The organism is Caballeronia sp. LP006 (assembly GCF_031450995.1).
In the GTDB taxonomy this organism is placed as follows: domain Bacteria; phylum Pseudomonadota; class Gammaproteobacteria; order Burkholderiales; family Burkholderiaceae; genus Caballeronia.
This window is the reverse complement of the sequence record NZ_JARTVW010000002.1, coordinates 616544-632293: the sequence shown is the minus strand read 5'-3', so window position 1 is coordinate 632293 and position 15750 is coordinate 616544. Positions and strand designations below refer to the sequence as shown.

The 15750-nt window shown below is 62.6% G+C and carries 16 protein-coding genes; 10 read left to right on the top strand and 6 right to left on the bottom strand.

What is annotated here, in order from left to right; genetic code table 11:
* The first annotated feature begins 6 nt into the window (after window positions 1–6).
* The 3 genes from P9250_RS03580 to P9250_RS03570 all read left to right on the top strand — a co-directional run bounded on the left by P9250_RS03580 (window position 7) and on the right by P9250_RS03570 (window position 2130).
* Window positions 7–1395: an MFS transporter gene (locus P9250_RS03580; protein WP_250467818.1), complete on the top strand. Its 1389-nt coding sequence runs from the start codon at window positions 7–9 to the stop codon at window positions 1393–1395.
* A gap of 52 nt (window positions 1396–1447) precedes the next feature.
* Window positions 1448–1903, top strand: coding sequence for a YaiI/YqxD family protein (locus P9250_RS03575; protein ID WP_250467817.1), 456 nt, complete (start codon window positions 1448–1450; stop codon window positions 1901–1903).
* Window positions 1904–1992: 89 nt separating this feature from the next.
* Window positions 1993–2130, top strand: coding sequence for a hypothetical protein (locus tag P9250_RS03570; RefSeq protein WP_244831107.1), 138 nt, complete (start codon window positions 1993–1995; stop codon window positions 2128–2130).
* Between the two features lie 82 nt (window positions 2131–2212).
* On the opposite strand, the gene P9250_RS03565 is transcribed toward P9250_RS03570, so the two are convergent.
* Both P9250_RS03565 and P9250_RS03560 read right to left on the bottom strand, forming a co-directional pair.
* Window positions 2213–3253, bottom strand: coding sequence for an aldo/keto reductase (locus tag P9250_RS03565; protein WP_310391123.1), 1041 nt, complete (start codon window positions 3251–3253; stop codon window positions 2213–2215).
* 29 nt (window positions 3254–3282) lie between these two features.
* Window positions 3283–4080, bottom strand: a complete 798-nt coding sequence (locus P9250_RS03560) for an SDR family oxidoreductase (RefSeq protein WP_244831106.1) — start codon at window positions 4078–4080, stop codon at window positions 3283–3285.
* Between the two features lie 105 nt (window positions 4081–4185).
* Here P9250_RS03560 and P9250_RS03555 point away from each other — a divergent pair, with 105 nt between their 5' ends.
* Window positions 4186–4734, top strand: coding sequence for a MarR family winged helix-turn-helix transcriptional regulator (locus P9250_RS03555; RefSeq protein ID WP_250467814.1), 549 nt, complete (start codon window positions 4186–4188; stop codon window positions 4732–4734).
* A gap of 26 nt (window positions 4735–4760) precedes the next feature.
* Here the strand turns inward: P9250_RS03555 and aqpZ are convergent, their stop codons facing one another.
* Window positions 4761–5492: an aquaporin Z gene (gene aqpZ, locus P9250_RS03550; RefSeq protein WP_244831104.1), complete on the bottom strand. Its 732-nt coding sequence runs from the start codon at window positions 5490–5492 to the stop codon at window positions 4761–4763.
* A gap of 393 nt (window positions 5493–5885) precedes the next feature.
* Between aqpZ and P9250_RS03545 the strand changes: the two genes are divergently transcribed.
* Window positions 5886–6632 (top strand): glucose 1-dehydrogenase, encoded by a 747-nt coding sequence (locus P9250_RS03545; protein ID WP_244831103.1) that lies wholly within the window; start codon window positions 5886–5888, stop codon window positions 6630–6632.
* A 48-nt stretch (window positions 6633–6680) separates the two neighbouring features.
* Here P9250_RS03545 and P9250_RS03540 read toward each other — a convergent pair whose 3' ends face one another.
* Window positions 6681–8252: an amino acid carrier protein gene (locus tag P9250_RS03540; protein WP_310391120.1), complete on the bottom strand. Its 1572-nt coding sequence runs from the start codon at window positions 8250–8252 to the stop codon at window positions 6681–6683.
* A gap of 290 nt (window positions 8253–8542) precedes the next feature.
* On the opposite strand from P9250_RS03540, the gene P9250_RS03535 reads away from it, so the two are divergent.
* From P9250_RS03535 to P9250_RS03515, 5 genes are read left to right on the top strand one after another with little or no spacing between them, the layout of a single operon-like run.
* On the top strand, window positions 8543–9352 hold the full coding sequence (locus P9250_RS03535; RefSeq protein ID WP_309964590.1) for a class II aldolase/adducin family protein: 810 nt from the start codon (window positions 8543–8545) through the stop codon (window positions 9350–9352).
* Window positions 9353–9383: 31 nt separating this feature from the next.
* The gene (locus P9250_RS03530; RefSeq protein WP_309964588.1) at window positions 9384–10388 is read left to right on the top strand and encodes an aliphatic sulfonate ABC transporter substrate-binding protein; all 1005 of its coding nucleotides are present in this window, start codon (window positions 9384–9386) and stop codon (window positions 10386–10388) included.
* A gap of 23 nt (window positions 10389–10411) precedes the next feature.
* The gene (locus P9250_RS03525) at window positions 10412–11227 is read left to right on the top strand and encodes an ABC transporter permease (RefSeq protein ID WP_310391118.1); all 816 of its coding nucleotides are present in this window, start codon (window positions 10412–10414) and stop codon (window positions 11225–11227) included.
* 3 nt (window positions 11228–11230) lie between these two features.
* A complete protein-coding gene (locus P9250_RS03520) occupies window positions 11231–11947 on the top strand; it encodes an ABC transporter ATP-binding protein (protein WP_250467808.1) in 717 nt (238 codons plus the stop codon).
* 39 nt (window positions 11948–11986) lie between these two features.
* Window positions 11987–13183, top strand: a complete 1197-nt coding sequence (locus P9250_RS03515) for an acyl-CoA dehydrogenase (RefSeq protein WP_310391116.1) — start codon at window positions 11987–11989, stop codon at window positions 13181–13183.
* Window positions 13184–13206: 23 nt separating this feature from the next.
* Here P9250_RS03515 and P9250_RS03510 read toward each other — a convergent pair whose 3' ends face one another.
* Both P9250_RS03510 and P9250_RS03505 read right to left on the bottom strand, forming a co-directional pair.
* Window positions 13207–14505, bottom strand: a complete 1299-nt coding sequence (locus P9250_RS03510; RefSeq protein WP_250527134.1) for an NtaA/DmoA family FMN-dependent monooxygenase — start codon at window positions 14503–14505, stop codon at window positions 13207–13209.
* 15 nt (window positions 14506–14520) lie between these two features.
* On the bottom strand, window positions 14521–15750 hold the full coding sequence (locus P9250_RS03505; protein ID WP_250467805.1) for an acyl-CoA dehydrogenase family protein: 1230 nt from the start codon (window positions 15748–15750) through the stop codon (window positions 14521–14523).

Sequence of the window (15750 nt, the reverse complement as noted above, 5' to 3'; positions counted from 1 at the left end):
GAGAAGATGACGTCCCACCACGATGCGTTGGCGCATGCCGGCGCGCTTCCGCTCGATCGTCCTTCCGACGGCGCTTCCGCGCCCGTTTCCGCGAGGCAGCTTCGGCGCGCGATTCTCACGAGCGCCGTCGGCAGCGCGCTCGAATACTACGACTTCGCTATCTTCGGGCTGGCCACGGCATTGATCTTCAGCCGCGTGTTCTTTTCCACGCTAGACGCGAGCGCAGGTCTGCTCGCGAGCTTCGCGACCTACGGCGTGGGCTTTCTCGCGCGTCCGCTCGGCGGCTTGTTCTTCGGCTCGCTCGGGGATAGGAAAGGCCGAAAGTTCGTCCTGTTGCTGACCATCGCGATCATGGGCGTATCCACGACGCTCGTCGGCTTGCTGCCCGCCGGTCCTCTCGGCGCGGTCGGGCTCGTCTTGCTGCGCCTCACGCAAGGATTCGGCGCGGGCGCGGAACAGGCGGGCGCATCCACCTTGATGGCCGAAGTCGCGCCCGTGAAGACGCGTGGCTTCTTCGCGGCGCTTCCGTTCGTCGGCATCTTCGCGGGCTTCGGCATTGCGACGGCGACGTTCAGCATCATGCAGCACTCGATGGATCAGGCCACGCTCCTCGCCTGGGGCTGGCGCATTCCGTTCCTCGCGAGCGTCGTGCTGATCGGCGTCGCCATCTGGATACGCTTGCGTCTGCGCGAAAGCCCGACCTTCGCCGCGCTCGAAGGCGGACACAAGGTCGCGCGTTCGCCGATGCGGCTCGTCATCAAGGACGCGCGCCGCACCGTCGTCGCGGCCGTGCTGATGCGGCTTGCGGAACAAGGCGGCTCGACCATCTATACGACCATCGTGATCGCGTTCCTCAGCGGCACCGTGGCGGCGCGGCACGGCGTGCCGCCAGCGGAACTGGCGCGCGTGGGCACGAGCGGCGCGCTCATCGCTACTTTGTCGAGCGTGATTACCACACCGCTTTTCGGGGCGTTGTCGGATCGGCTCGGGCGCAAGACGGTGTATCGCGGCGGCGCGATCTTCATGCTGCTCTGGGCGTTCCCCGCGTGGTGGATGGTGAGCACCGGCAGCTTCTGGTGGGTCGCGCTCGCGATGTTCGGCGGGCTCGCCATCGGCGCAAACAGCATGCTCGGGGCGCAGTGCGCGCATTTCGCGGAACTCTTCGGCAATCGCTATCGGTACTCGGGCGTGGCCTTGTCGCGCGAGATCGGCGCGGTGTTGTCGGGCGGACTCGCGCCAATTCTCGGCATCTATCTGATTGGCCGCGCGGGCGGCGGCTTCTGGGTCATGGGCGCATACACCGCCGTGTTGTCGGCGCTCACGCTCGTCGGCGTCGCCATGTCCACCGAGACCCGTGGCCGCGATCTCACCGATTTGCGCGACGCCGTTCGTTGAGCGTTGGCATCGGGAGTATGATCGGCGTCTTCCTTCGAGCGGACGCCAGTCAATGGAAATTTTCGTCGATGCCGACGCCTGCCCTGCCATCGTCAAGGACATTCTGTTCCGCGCCGGGCCGCGCGTGGAAGTACGCGTGACGCTCGTCGCCAATCAATTTCTGCGCACGCCCGCGTCGCCGTGGCTGCGCGCCATTCAAGTCCCTGCGGGCTTCGACGTCGCGGATAAGCGCATCGTCGAAATGGCGCAAGCCGGCGATCTCGTCATCACCGCGGACATTCCGCTTGCGGCCGCCGCGCTCGCGAAAGGCGCGCATGTGCTCGACCCGCGCGGAGAATGGATGAACGCGGAAAATATCGAGGAGCGACTCTCCATTCGCGCGATGATGGATCAGTTGCGCAGTTCCGGCGTGCAGACCGGCGGCCCGCCGCCCTACGCTCCGCGCGATGGCAAGAAGTTCGCGGGCGAACTGGACAGATTTCTCGCGAAGCGGTCCGCCACAAAGTAATCTTGTTGCGCAAAACGCATCACATAACGTAATCGTAAAGTTCGGTTGATACGATGGCGCCTCCTCTCAATCCCCTGATAATCGACGTCATGAAGAAAGCTGTTTTCGCCGCACTGCTGGCCGCCACCACGTTCCTTTCCGTTACCACCGCTTTCGCGGCCCCCCACCATCATGCCGAGTGCCACAAGGTGCGCGTGCATCATCATTGGGAACGCCACTGCAAGTAACGGCTGCCTCGTGCGGTCTTTGAAAAGCCTCGCTTCATGCGAGGCTTTTTGTTTTTTGGGGCCGAGGCTCGCGCCCTTTTCTTCATCGAACAGGCGTCAGCGGATAATCCAGCAAATCCGCCTTGCCGCCCGCCAGCCGGCTGCGCGTTCTCTCCGCGTTCACCACGTCATGCGGAAAACCGAGCGGCGTGGCGCTTGCCGCATCCAGACGCGCGAGCTGCTCTGCACTAAGCGTGACCGCGAGCGCACCGAGGTTGTCGTCCAGCTGCTTCAAGGTACGCGGTCCGATGATCGGCAACACGCCCTTCGCGAGCACCCACGCAATCGCCACCTGCGCCGCCGATACACCCAGCTCATTGGCGATGGCGAGAACCGCGTCGACCGTGGCGGTCTTGCGCGTGTCGCTTTCGTCGTGGATCACGACACCGAGTCCTTGCTTGCGCCCCGTCTCGCCTTGCCGATACTTACCGCTCAGAAGCCCGCCTCCGAGCGACGACCAAGCCACCGTGCCAAGACCGAAAGCCGCGGCCATTGGCAGCAACTCGCGTTCGACGGTGCGCTCGACCAGGCTGTACTCGATCTGCAACGCGCTGATCGGCGCCCAACCGCGCATCTCGGCGATCGTCGCCGCCGTCGCGACGCGCCAGGCGGGAAAGTCCGATAGCCCCGCATAGAGGATCTTGCCGGCGCGCACGAGGTCGTCGAGCCCGCGCGCGATCTCCTCGCTTGGCGTCACGCCGTCGGGCATGTGCACCCAGAGAAGATCGATGCGATCGGTATCGAGCCGTTTCAGGCTTGCATCGACCGCCTGCACCATCGCCTTGCGGCTGTTGCCGGTGCGCTGCAGACCCGCGTCCGGCGACGCCCCGAGCGAGAATTTGCTCGCGAGCACGATGTCCTCGCGCTCCGCCTTGATGAACTCGGCGAGGATGGTTTCGCTATCGCCGAACTGATAGCTGTCGGCGGTATCGATGAAATTGCCGCCTGCCGCACGATACGTATCGAAGACCGTCTTCGCTTCGTCGCGCTCCGAGCCGTATCCCCAACCCGTGCCGAAGTTGCCCGTGCCCAGAGCCAGCGACGATACCTTCAGCCCCGTACTTCCGAAAATGCGATAACGCATGTCGATCTGCTCCTCTCCGTTTCCGGCGATCAGGCGCGATAGCGCGGCGCGGCGGTGCCGTTCTGCGATGCGCGGAATAGCGTTTGACGCGCTTCTTCGAAGCTGTGCAACAACTGCGCGTCGTGTACCGACGGCATGGTGATGGCTTCACCCTGATCGAAACCTTCGAGCGCGGCATCGACCATGTCTTCGGTGCGCATGACCGTGCCCGCCGCCAGCGAGTCGAGCGGCACGCCCGATTCGTCCCAGATTTCCGTGGCCGTCGCTGCGGGCAGCACCGCTTGCACCTTCACGCCGGTGTTCGCGAGTTCCAGTTGCAAGCCGCGCGTGTAGTTCAGAACGAAGCCCTTCGTGCCGCTATAGACCGCGCTGACCGGCAAGGTGTCGAGCGCCAGCACCGAAGCAATGTTGATGATCGCGCCTTCGTTGCGCGCGACGAAACCGGGCACCACGGCTTGCGTCAGACGAACGAGCGCGGTGATATTGAGCGCGATCTGCGTGGCCGTATCCGCCACCGATGACTGCGCCACCGGCCGCAACCGCGCGAGTCCCGCGTTATTGACGAGCACGTGGATGTTCGCTTCGGCCGCGATGCGCTGCTCGACGCGTTGCAGATCCGCCTCGCTGGTCAGGTCTGCGACGACCGTCTCGACGTTCACGCCATGCGCGCCGCCAATCTCGCTCGCCAGTTCGCGCAGACGGTCGGCGCGACGTGCGACCAGCCACAGATCGTAGCCGCGCGCGGCCAGACGTTGCGCATACACCGCGCCGATACCCGACGACGCGCCCGTGACAACCGCAATCTTGCGGGAAGCTTGATTCACCATGACTTCTCCCTGACGAAGGATTAAACTGGAGTTAGTTGAGGGCTCAAGTATATGTGTATTTGCCCGAAGCTTGTCAAGCACGAGGCAATCAACCATCCTATGCGTATGGAAAAGAAAGCTACATCTAAGGCACGAGCAAAGCGTGCCGAGTCCGTCCCGACTATCGAGTCCGATGCCGCGGACGTGTTTGCACCGCTCGCCTGCACGAACACGGCGCTGCGCCGGGCATCGCGTCGACTGAGCCAGCTTTATGACGAGGCGCTCGCGCCGCTCGACATGAAGGCGACGCAAATGGCGCTGCTCTCGCAGATCGATCGATACTGCAAGGAGCATGCGAGCGAAGGACCGTCCCTGCAGGAACTGGCGTCGCGGCTCGGCATTCAGGTGTCGGCGGTGACGCATGCCATGCGTCCGCTCGTGCGTGACGAACTGGTGGAACTACGCGCGGATGCCGAGGACAAGCGCTCGAAGCGCTGTGTGCTTACGGCGTTGGGCAGAAAGCAATTGAAGGCCGCGCTCGCGTATTGGGTGGCTGCGAACCGGCGCGTGGATCGCGTGCTCGGAGCGGGCGCTGCTGCGACGTTGCGGACGCTTGCGGACAAGGTCGCCTCGGATGATTTCTTCGAGGCTTATCAGGCCGACAGCGCGCGGTAGCTTCACCGCGCGCCTGGGGCTTGGCGTCAGCTCACCTTGCGGCCCACGATAGGCGCGGTGGGCGACAACGACCCCGACATCGCCGGATAGATCAGGCCCGCGAATATCGCGCCCACTATCGGCGCCACCCAGAACATCCAAAGTTGCTGGATTGCCCACATGCCCGCGAAAAGCGCGGGACCGGTCGAGCGCGCCGGGTTGACCGAGGTGTTGGTCACCGGAATGCTCACCAGATGAATGAGCGTAAGGCAGAGTCCGATGGCGATCGGCGCGAAGCCGACCGGCGCGCGCTCATGCGTGGCCGCGAGAATGACGAACACGAACATGAACGTCATCACGACTTCGGACACGAGTCCCGCGCCTAGCGTGTACTTGCCGGGTGAATGATCGCCGTATCCGTTGGCGGCGAATCCCGCGAAGCGGTCGAAGTCTGGCGCACCCGCGGCGACATATGCGAGCACGGCCGCGCCCGCTATGGCGCCAAGCACCTGAGCGACGATATAAGGACCGACATCGCGCGCGGGAAAACGGCCCGCAACCGTCAGGCCGATTGTGACAGCGGGATTAACATGGCATCCGGAGATGGGACCGACGGCGTAGGCCATCGTGAGAAGGCTCAGTCCGAACGCGAGCGACACACCAAGGAGCCCGATTCCGACAGTCGAGAATTTTGCCGCGATAATCGCGCTGCCGCATCCGCCCACCACCAGCCAGAACGTTCCGACGAACTCCGCTAACATTCGATTCTGTAGAGGCATGGCCTTTCTCCGCAGGTTAGTCGCAGTTTAGTAAGTAATACCAATCTATCCGAAGTATGTGGAGCCGCTGTTGAATAAGCAGCCGTCGAAATCGCACCTTCTGTGCTCCTTAAGAGTATGCGAAAGTACGCCGATTGCTAGCCGGATGTTTCAGAATCGGTAATGCTCGCCATTGGGTCCCTTCACCTCTGAAGAATGCGCAAGCCGCGTGGTAATTCATCGTTCAATGAATAACCAGCGTCCGATTGTTCGTTAAATCCCGCAAATCAATTCGTCATATCGGGCTTTTTCAAGATGCCGCTCACGGATACATTGCTTCTCAACGCAAGCAGGCCTGAACCTGATTCAACGCCGGCTTAACTTTCAGCGAATCATCGATAAAGGAAGACAGACATGGGCAAGCTCACCGGCAAGGTTGCAGTCGTAACGGGTGCATCGAAAGGAATTGGCGCGGCAATCGCCAAGGCGCTCGCGGCAGAAGGCGCTTCCGTCGTCGTGAATTACGCAAGCAGCAAGGCGGGCGCGGACGAAGTGGTCGCGGCCATCACCGCAGCAAACGGCAAGGCGACCGCAGTGGGCGGCGATGTGTCGAAGTCGGCGGATGCGCAAGGAATCGTCAATGCCGCCGTCGAAACCTACGGACGGCTGGATATTCTCGTGAACAACTCGGGCGTGTACGAGTTCGCACCGGTCGAGGAAATCACCGAGGAGCATTACCATAAGCAGTTCAACGTGAACGTGCTCGGTGTGCTGCTGACGACCAAGTTCGCTGCGGCGCACCTCGGCGAAGGCGGAAGCATCATCAACGTGAGTTCGGTCGTGTCGCGTATCACGCCGCCGCAAAGCGCGGTTTATAGCGGCACGAAAGGCGCGGTCGATGCCATCACCGGTTCCCTCGCCCGTGAACTCGGCCCGAAGAAGATCCGCGTGAACTCCATCAACCCCGGCATGATCGTGACAGAAGGTACGCAGAGCAACGGCATCATCGGCTCCGACTTCGAGACTCAGATCGTCGCTCAAACGCCGCTTGGCCGCGTTGGCCGCCCGGACGATATCGCGACGATCGCGGTATTCCTGGCCTCGGATGATTCGAAGTGGATCACCGGCGAGCAACTGATCGCCAGCGGCGGTATGCGCTAAGTTGAGCGGTAACGGGTCCTCGCGAGAGGACCTTCGATCACGCCGCCGTTAGCGGGTTGTCTGCCGCGGCGGCGTGGCGCTTTTCCGATCGTCCAGCCAATATTCTGTCTTCACGCCGATGTTCGCCGAGACGAACCTTCCGCCGCTTCCCTTCCGATAATCCGCCAGCGCGCGATACACGAGCCGTTGCCCGGCCAGCACGATCGGAACGTTGAGCAGCACCATGACGATATTCATCAGGTCCGACAACGCCCACAGGTTCGGCAATTCGAGGCCCGCGAGCACCGTCAACGCGCCGAACGGCACGAACACGAGCGAGCCCACGACTCTTATCCCCACGATGAACGCGCGCCCACGCGAGATGAAATTCGCGGAAATCTCCGCGAACGAGATCATGCCTAGCAACGTTGTGAACGCAAAAAGGCCGTAGCACAGACACATCACGATGCGGATCACGTGGCCCACCGACTCAGGCACCAGCGCCTGCACGGAAGCCAGATAAACCGTGATCTTCGATGCCCTTACCGATTCCCACGCCTGACCATCGACCGTGCCGGTCCACACGTGCGCCATCACGACGATGAAGCCCGTCATCGTGCAGATGACCATGGTGTCGAAGAACACGCCCAGGCTTTGCACGAAACCCTGTTCGCACGGGTGATCGTTATCGGCAATGGCGGCCGCCATCGTAATGGTGCCCTGTCCTGCTTCGTTCGACATCAGCCCGCGCTTCACGCCCTGCGCGAGCGCCGTGCCAATAGCGCCGCCGAACAATGCATGCGGCGCGAACGCCCCGACCACCACTTCGCGAAAGAAGTACGGAATGAGCGGCAGATTAATGAGGATGATAACGAGCGACATCAGGCAGAAGAGCGCGGCCTTGATCGGCACGAGTACATCGGTATAAGCCGTGACTCGCCGAATGCCGCCCATGATGATGAACGAACACGCGACGATCAATCCGCCCGCAATGAAGTAATACACCGCCGATTGCCGCGCGAGATGCGTGCTGGCGACGGTATCGGCAATCGTGCCTATCGCGGTGAACACGTTGAACGTTTGCGGAGGCACGTTGAAAAGCGCATAGACGATAAACACGAGCGACAGAAACGTGCCGACAATTCGCCGGTCGCCGAGAATGCGGCGTCCATAAAACGGCAAGCCGCCGACGAACTCGTTCTGCTTTCTCTCCTTGAAGAGTTGCGCCAGTGTGGATTCCATGAATGCGGTCGCCATGCCGAAGAACGCCGCGACCCACATCCAGAATAATGCGCCTGGTCCGCCGACGGAAATCGCGCCCGTGATGCCGACAATATTTCCCGGTCCCGCACGCATCGCAAGTCCTAGCATGAACGATGCAAGCGCGCTTACGCCCGTGCTCGATGTCTGCCGGCGCAACATGATACGCACGATCTTGCGCATGTTCATGGTCTGGACAAAGCGCGTGCGAATGGAGAAGTAAATGCCGACGCCAACCAGCAGCAGTATTGCGAAGGGGAACTGTCCGAGAACCGGAATCTGTGAATAAGCTTTGAAGTTGGTGGGAAAGTCCCAGAGAAAATCGGAAATGGGCGCGATGAATGCGAAGAACGCATTCACGGATTGGAAAAGATTTTCCACGCAGGCTTATCCTTTGTTGCTGCGACCTGTCCTTTAGGACGGTCGAATTGCAAAAATCTGGCTGATTGCGAGAGCATTGATGCGACCGGCTACGGGCGCGGGCGCTCATTATACTGTCACGCCGCGTCTCAAATAGTCCTGCATTCACGCGCGATTATTTACAAAGCTGTCCCCATCGCATAACTAATCAAGCCGCGCGCTCAATAGCGAATCACCTTTCGATGTTTGTTCGCGCACCTGCATGCCAGCAGAATGCCCTTCTCCATCGAATGCAAGGAAAGGTGACTGCAATGGCCGAAGCGGACAGCGCGACGCTCGTGGATATCGCGGAAATCGCGGAAATCGAACGATTCGAACAGACAGGACGCATCGATCTTGCGGCCGCGCATCGCGCAGCGGTCATGCACGATCTGCACGAAGGCATCGCCAATCATTTCTCGCTGTCGCTGCCCGATCCGCGCGGGCGCTTTCTCGTCGCGCCATTCGGATTGCATTGGTCCGAAGTCAAGGCCAGCGATTTCCTCACGCTCGATTACGACGCCAACCGCATTGCCGGAGAAGGCGTGGTGGAGCAATCGGCGCTATGCATTCACCTGCCGATCCATCAGGCAGATCCAGTTCGTCATGCCGCCGTGCTGCATACGCATATGCCCTATACGACCGCGCTCACGCGTCTTGCGGATCAGCGGCTGTTGCCTATCGGCCAGGCGGAATTGCTGCTGCTCAAGCACATTGCCTACGACGACGAATACACCGGGCTAGCCTACGACATCGAGGAAGGGCGGCGTCTTGCCGACCGTCTCGGCGACAAGAGCATCTTGTTCCTGGCGAATCATGGCGTGATCGTCACGGGGCGCAGCGTGTCGCAGGCGTATGACCGTCTTTATCTGCTCGAACGCGCGGCGCGCTTTCAGGTGCTCGCGTATTCAACCGGCAAACCGCTGCGGCTTTTATCGCAAGAGCAGCAGGACAAGGTGCATCGCCAATACACGGAAGCGGCAAAGGAAGGCGCGGCTTGGTCCGGCAAGCCCTACCACGTGCTGCATTTCGAAGCGCTCAAGCGTCTGCTCGATCAGCGCAATCCCGGTTACGCCCTCTGACTTCCCGCCACTCTTCTGCCGACATACCCACGTGACCGACCAATCGACCAACACCGTTCTATCCGACGACACTCCCGGCTCTTCGACTCGCCGCAAGCTGATTCTCGGCGGCCTCGCCACGGCGGCGGGCTTCATGATAGGCACGTCCGCGCGCGCGGCTCCGGTGCTGCGCGTGGGCGACATGAATTCCATCGGCTGGAAAGCCTTCCTCGAAGCCTCCGGCGAAGCGAAGAATCTGCCGTACGAAATCGAGTGGAGCAAGTTTCCCGCAGGCCAGCCGGAATTGCAGGCCTTCAACGCCGAAGCACTCGATGTCGGTCAGACCGGCGACAGCGTGTTCCTCTTTGCATATGCGGCGGGTTGCCCAGCGCGCGCGGTCAGCGCGATTACCTTCGCGCCGAGCTTCATTCCGCTGCTCGCGCAACGCGACTCGGGCATCCGCAAGGTCGCGGACCTGAAGGGCAAGAAACTCGCGGTCAATGCAGGCGGCGGGCCGCAACTGATGGCTTACGGTCTTATCGAAAAGGCGGGGTTGAAGCGGGAAGACGTGAACCTCGTGTTCCTCGATCCCGGTGCCGCGAAGCCCGCATTTGCCGCCGGCGCCGTCGATGCGTGGCTCACCTGGGCGCCATATTCGACGCTTGCGATCCAGCAGAACGGCGCGTATCCCATCGCCGATCTGCGCGACGTCGACTATCTCTATAGCGGCAACAACTTTCTGCTCGTGCATGAGAAAGCGGCGCGCGACAAGCGCGATGCGATCCGCGACTTCCTCGCTCGCAGCGAGCGCGCGCAACGTTGGGCGCTCGCCAATGTCGATGCGGCCGCCGCCGCGCTCGTGAAGGACACGCATCTCGATCCCGCGACTGCGAAGTCCTTGCTCGCCGAGTACAAGCCGACGCCCGCGCCGCTCGATTCCAACGTGCGCAACGCGCTCCAGCACGCCGCTGACGGTTTCTATCGCTACGGCATGATCAAGCAGTCGATCGGCAACGTGAGCACGGCCTTCGACGGCCAGCTCGCGACGCGGGCATGAACACTTTCCGAAGGAGTCGTCTCATGTCGCATCCAACACTTGCCGTCGAAGGCCAAGCCGCGCCCGCGCCGCGACGCGCCGCCGGATTGCGCTGGCGGCGGCTCGTCGTGCCGGTGGCGTTGTTGTCGGCATGGCAACTGGCGTCGTCAACCGGGTTCGTCAACGAACGGCGCTTCTCGTCGCCCGCGCAGATTGCCACGACGCTCTGGGAACTCGCGGCCATCGGCGAACTCGGCACGCATCTGCTCGCGTCGCTGGCGCGCGCGGGAAGCGGGCTTGCCATCGGCCTCACGCTCGGTGTCGCGCTTGCGCTCGTTAGCGGTCTCTCGCGCCGTGGCGAGGATTCCGTCGATGCCCTTTTGCAAATGACGCGCACCTTGCCGCATCTGGCGCTCGTGCCGCTGTTCATCCTGTGGTTCGGTATCGGCGAGACACCGAAGATCGCGCTCGTCGCGCTGGGCTGTCTGATACCGGTCTACCTCAATCTGTTCGCGGGTATCCGCAGCGTCGATGCCAAGATCGTCGAGATGGCGAGCACGCTCGGCCTCACACGTGCCGAGCAGATTCGCCATATCGTGCTGCCGGGCGCATTGCCTTCGTTTCTCGTCGGCTTGCGCTATTCGCTGAGCATTGCGTGGCTCTCGCTCGTGGTGGGCGAGCAGATCAACGCGTCGAGCGGGATCGGCTATCTCGCGATCACGGCGCAGAACTACATGCGCACCGACATCATCATGGCGTGTCTCCTGATCTATGCACTGCTCGGACTCGTCACCGATGCCCTCGTGCGCGGCGCCGAAAAACGTCTGCTTGCATGGCGGCCATCCACGATCAAGGACTGAGCGATGACCACACGCGATCCCATCATCCGTATCCGGCAACTGACGCGGCGCTTCGGCGCGCACACCGTACTCGACCGGCTAGATCTCGACATCGAACGCGGCTCTTTCGTGGCGTTGCTCGGCCGTTCGGGTTCGGGGAAGTCCACCTTGTTGCGCACGCTGTCGGGCCTCGATGAAGCACCCGCCGGCACGGTCGACGTGCCGGACAAGCGCGCGGTCGTGTTTCAGGAGCCGCGTCTCGTACCGTGGAAAACCGTCGAGGAAAATCTTGCGCTCGGTTTGCGCAAGCCCGACGCGCGCGCCGTGATCGCCGCGGCACTCAACGAAGTGGGCGTCGGGCATCGGCTGCATGCATGGCCGCTGACGCTGTCGGGCGGCGAAGCGCAACGCGTGGCGCTCGCGCGTGCGTTGGTCCGCGATCCGAAAGTCTGGCTACTCGACGAACCGTTCGCCGCGCTCGATGCCCTCACGCGCATCCAGATGCAGCGGCTCATTGCGCACGTGTGGAAAGCGCATGAGGCGACGGTGCTGCTCGTCACGCATGACGTCGATGAAGCGCTGCTGCTCGCCGACCGCGTGCTCGTCCTGGAGCATGGCCGCATTGGCAGCGATATCGACATCGCGTTGCCGCGCCCGCGCGTGTCCACCGATCCCGCGTTTGCGGCGCTACGCGACCGCTTGCTCGCGACGCTCGGTGTGCCCGCCGAAGCGCACGCGTAGTCCGACATCTTTCCCTCTCATCGTTCAAGGAAGATCAACGTGACCAACACCGCACCATCTGCACTCGATGTCCGCGACTTGCGCGCGCTTTTGCCCTGGGTCGCCGATCAGGAAGCGCAACCCGGCCGCGACACGGCCGCCTTCAAGGCCACGATGCAGCGCCTGAAAGACGCGCGCATCGGCGCATTGCGTTTGCCGCGAGAACGTGGCGGCGCCGCGTTGACGCTCACGCAGTTATTCGACTTCGTGATCGATCTTGCAGCAGCCGATCCGAATGTCGCGCACGCGTTCCGCAACCATCTGAATCTGGTGGAGAGCCTGCTGATCGACCATAAACGCCTCCCTGCATTCGATACCTATCTCGACCGCGTCGCGCGTGGCGAGACTTATGGCGCATCGGCGACGGAACTCGGCAAGCGCAACGTAGGCAACTTCGATTACGACACAGCGGTCACTTCCGGCCCTGACGGCCTGCGTCTGAACGGCAAGAAGTTCTACAGCACGGGCAACCTGTATGCGGACCACATCTACGTCTTTGCAGTCGATGAGGCCGGCAAGCAGATCAAGGTCGTCGTGCCCGCCACGCGCGAAGGCGTGGATATAGCGGACGATTGGGACGGCTTCGGTCAGCAGTTCACGGCAAGCGGCTCGACCAACTACACGAACGTGAAGGTGTTGCCCGACGAGATCGTCGATAACAGCCGCGTCACCGCGCTGCCGTATGTCGCGACCTTCGCGCAGTTGTATCTCTCGGCGGTGGTGGCGGGCATTTTGCAGCGCGTTGTTTCCGATGCCGCGCACTTGCTGAAGTCGCGCGAACGCAATTTCTATCACGGTGTCGATGAAGTACCCGCCAACGACCCGCTTCTGCAAGCAGTGCTCGGCCGCATCGAAAGCGTGGCGCATCTGGCGCGTGTGAGTGTGCTTGAAGCGGCGCAATGGCTCGAACGCGGCTTCGACAGCGCCGCATCGGGCGATGTCTCCTCGCATGCGTTCGAGCGCGCCGCCAACAGCACGGCGAAGTCGAAAGTGGTGATCGACGAACTCGCCTTGCGCGCAGCGGGAGAACTGTTCGAACTCGGTGGCGCTTCGAGCACGCGCGTGAGCCAGCGGCTCGACCGGCATTGGCGCGCGTTGCGTACGGTGACGGCGCACAATCCGCTCATCTTCAAGGCGCTTGCAATCGGCAGGCAGGCGGCGCATGGCACGCCGCTGCCCAATCTCTCCTACTTCTGAATCATGCTCGCGTGCCGTGCAAGTCAACCCGCCTTTACGCGTTCGCGCAACGTCGCATGTTCATACGACGCGGGCCGCAAGCCGCGTCGCCGCAATTCGGGGACCACGAGATCGACGAACTCGTCCATGCAGGCAGGCAACGCGTGCGTGATGCAGATAAAGCCATCGCCGCCGCCTTCATCGAGCAAGGTCTGCAACTGATCCGCGACTTCCGACGCCGTACCCACGACATGCGGTCCCTGTCCCGCAGCGAAATGACGCGCGATCTCGCCGAGCGGCGTATGCGGCGCGAAGTCTTCGGTGATGGTGGAAAGATGCCCGCGAATGCCGCTCGTTTCGCCGATATCGGGAAACGGCGCGTTGGCGTCGAAGCGCGAGAGGTCGGTGTTGAGAAACGCGGACAACATGGTGAGGCCCGCTTCGACCGTCACGTTGTCGCGAATGGCCTTCTGCTTCTGCAAGGCTTCTTCGCGAGTCTGCCCGACGATAGGCACGATACCCCACAGAATGCGCACATCGCCCGCGCTACGTCCGGCTTTCGAGGCTTCGCCCTGCACCTTGTCGACGAACTCGCGCATGCCGCGCGCCGAATGCCGCAAGCCGAACACGAGTTCCGCATGCCGTCCCGCGAATGCCGCGCCCGCGCTCGATGAACCCGCCTGCGCAATCAACGGCCTGCCCTGCGGCGAGCGCGGCACCGTGAAGCGCCCCTGGCTCGCGAAGAAGTCGCCGTGAAAGTCGATCTTCGCGACTTTCGATGGATCGGCGAACACGCCCGACGCGCGGTCCGCGACGATCGCGTCCGGCTCCCAGCTATCCCATAGCGTCTGGCACAGCTTGAGATACTCCTCCGCGCGCCGATACCGCGTGTCGTGTTCATCGAGCTTCTGCCCGAACTGACGTGCTTCGGGTTCGCCCGCCGTGGTCACGAGATTCCACCCCACGCGCCCTTCGGTCAAATGATCGAGCGTCGCGAACTGCCGCGCGACCCAGTACGGCGGCAGAAACGCGGTACTCAGCGTCGTGATGATGCCAACCGACTGCGTCACACGCGCCATGATCGGAATGAGCGGCAGCGGGTCATGTCGCGGACATTGCACGGCCCAGCGCAAGGTGTCGTCACTGTCGCCGCGATACGTCTCGTAGATCGAATACGAATCCGACAAGAAGATGGTGTCGATGCCGCCGCGCTCCGCCGTGCGCGCAACGTGCTCCCAATACGCCGGACGGTCGTAGCGCAAGCCCTGGAACGAGCGCGGCAGACGCCATTGCCCGACCGTGTGCGGCGAAGCCGAATGCGACAGAAAGAATGCAAGCAGCACGATACGTGTCCTTGTTTAGCGCGTGGAAACGTTCGGACGCTCGACGCCGAGCACGTGTCGCGCAACCACGCCTTTTTGCTTGTCGACCGAATCGTGCAGCGTCAGCGTGCGCGCGTTGCGCCAGTGCCTGTCCGCCGCGGCGCGCCTCGTAGCCGAACGCGCGCCGCCGATCTGAAAGAGCCGCGAACCCGCTTCAATGGAACTGCCGCTCGCATGCACCTTCGCCTGATAAACGGCGACCAGCACCTCGGCAATATCCGCTTCGCCGCGCGTGAAGGCGTCCATCGAACGGGCTGCTTCGTTGATCAGCGCGCGGCTCGCACTCAGCGCGATGCGGATATCGGCGACATGCGCCTGAATCGCGGGCTCCTCGGCGGCGCGTGCGTAACCGTTGGTCGGCTTCTGCACGTGATTCACGAAGTGCAAGGTATCGTCGAGCGCCGCTTCGCCGATGCCCGCGAGAATCGCCGCAAAGCCGAGTTGATAGAGCGGCGCGAAGATAGCCGCAGCAGGCACGCTGGCCGGATTGCCCGCAACCCAGCGGCCATCGATCACGCTTTCGTTCACGACGAGCCGACCGCTCGATGTGGCCCGCTGACCGATGCCGTCCCACGTATCGAGCACGTTCACCGCTTCGTGACTGCGTGGCAGCAGCACGAGAACGGACTCGGGCGGACGGCCTTCGTCATCGGTCACGGTCGCGCACTGGAAGAGCGCGTAAGTGCAGCCGACCGAGCCTGTCGCAAAGGCTTTTTCCGCCTTGACGCGCCAGCGGCCGTCGTCGAGACGCTCGGCATACGACTTGAGGTTCGTGCGCTTGTTGTCGTACGTGAAGCGCTCGTCGGGTTCGGCGGCGGTGAAGCAGAAGGTCGCGCCATCGTCGCGCACGGCGGCGGCGAGTTCATCCACAAGTGCGGAATCGGCCAGCAATTCCAGCGTGAAAAGCGCGCCTGTCTGCACCGTATAGAGCTGCGCGGTGTTGCTGCACGCGCGCGCGATCGATGTCACCGCATCGAAGAAATGCGTGAAGCTCGTGCCGCGTCCGAAGCCCGCTCCGCCGCGTTCCAGCGACAGACCGGCTGCGAGCAGACCCGCATCGTGCAAGGTGCGGATGTTGTCGTAGGGAAACGTCGCGGCTTCGTCGGTTTGCGCACTGCGTTGCTTGAGCACCGGCGTGGCTTCGGCAAGTCCACGATGCAGGCGTGCGATGGCATCGGAGAAAATGGTTCGATCGATCTGGTTCAT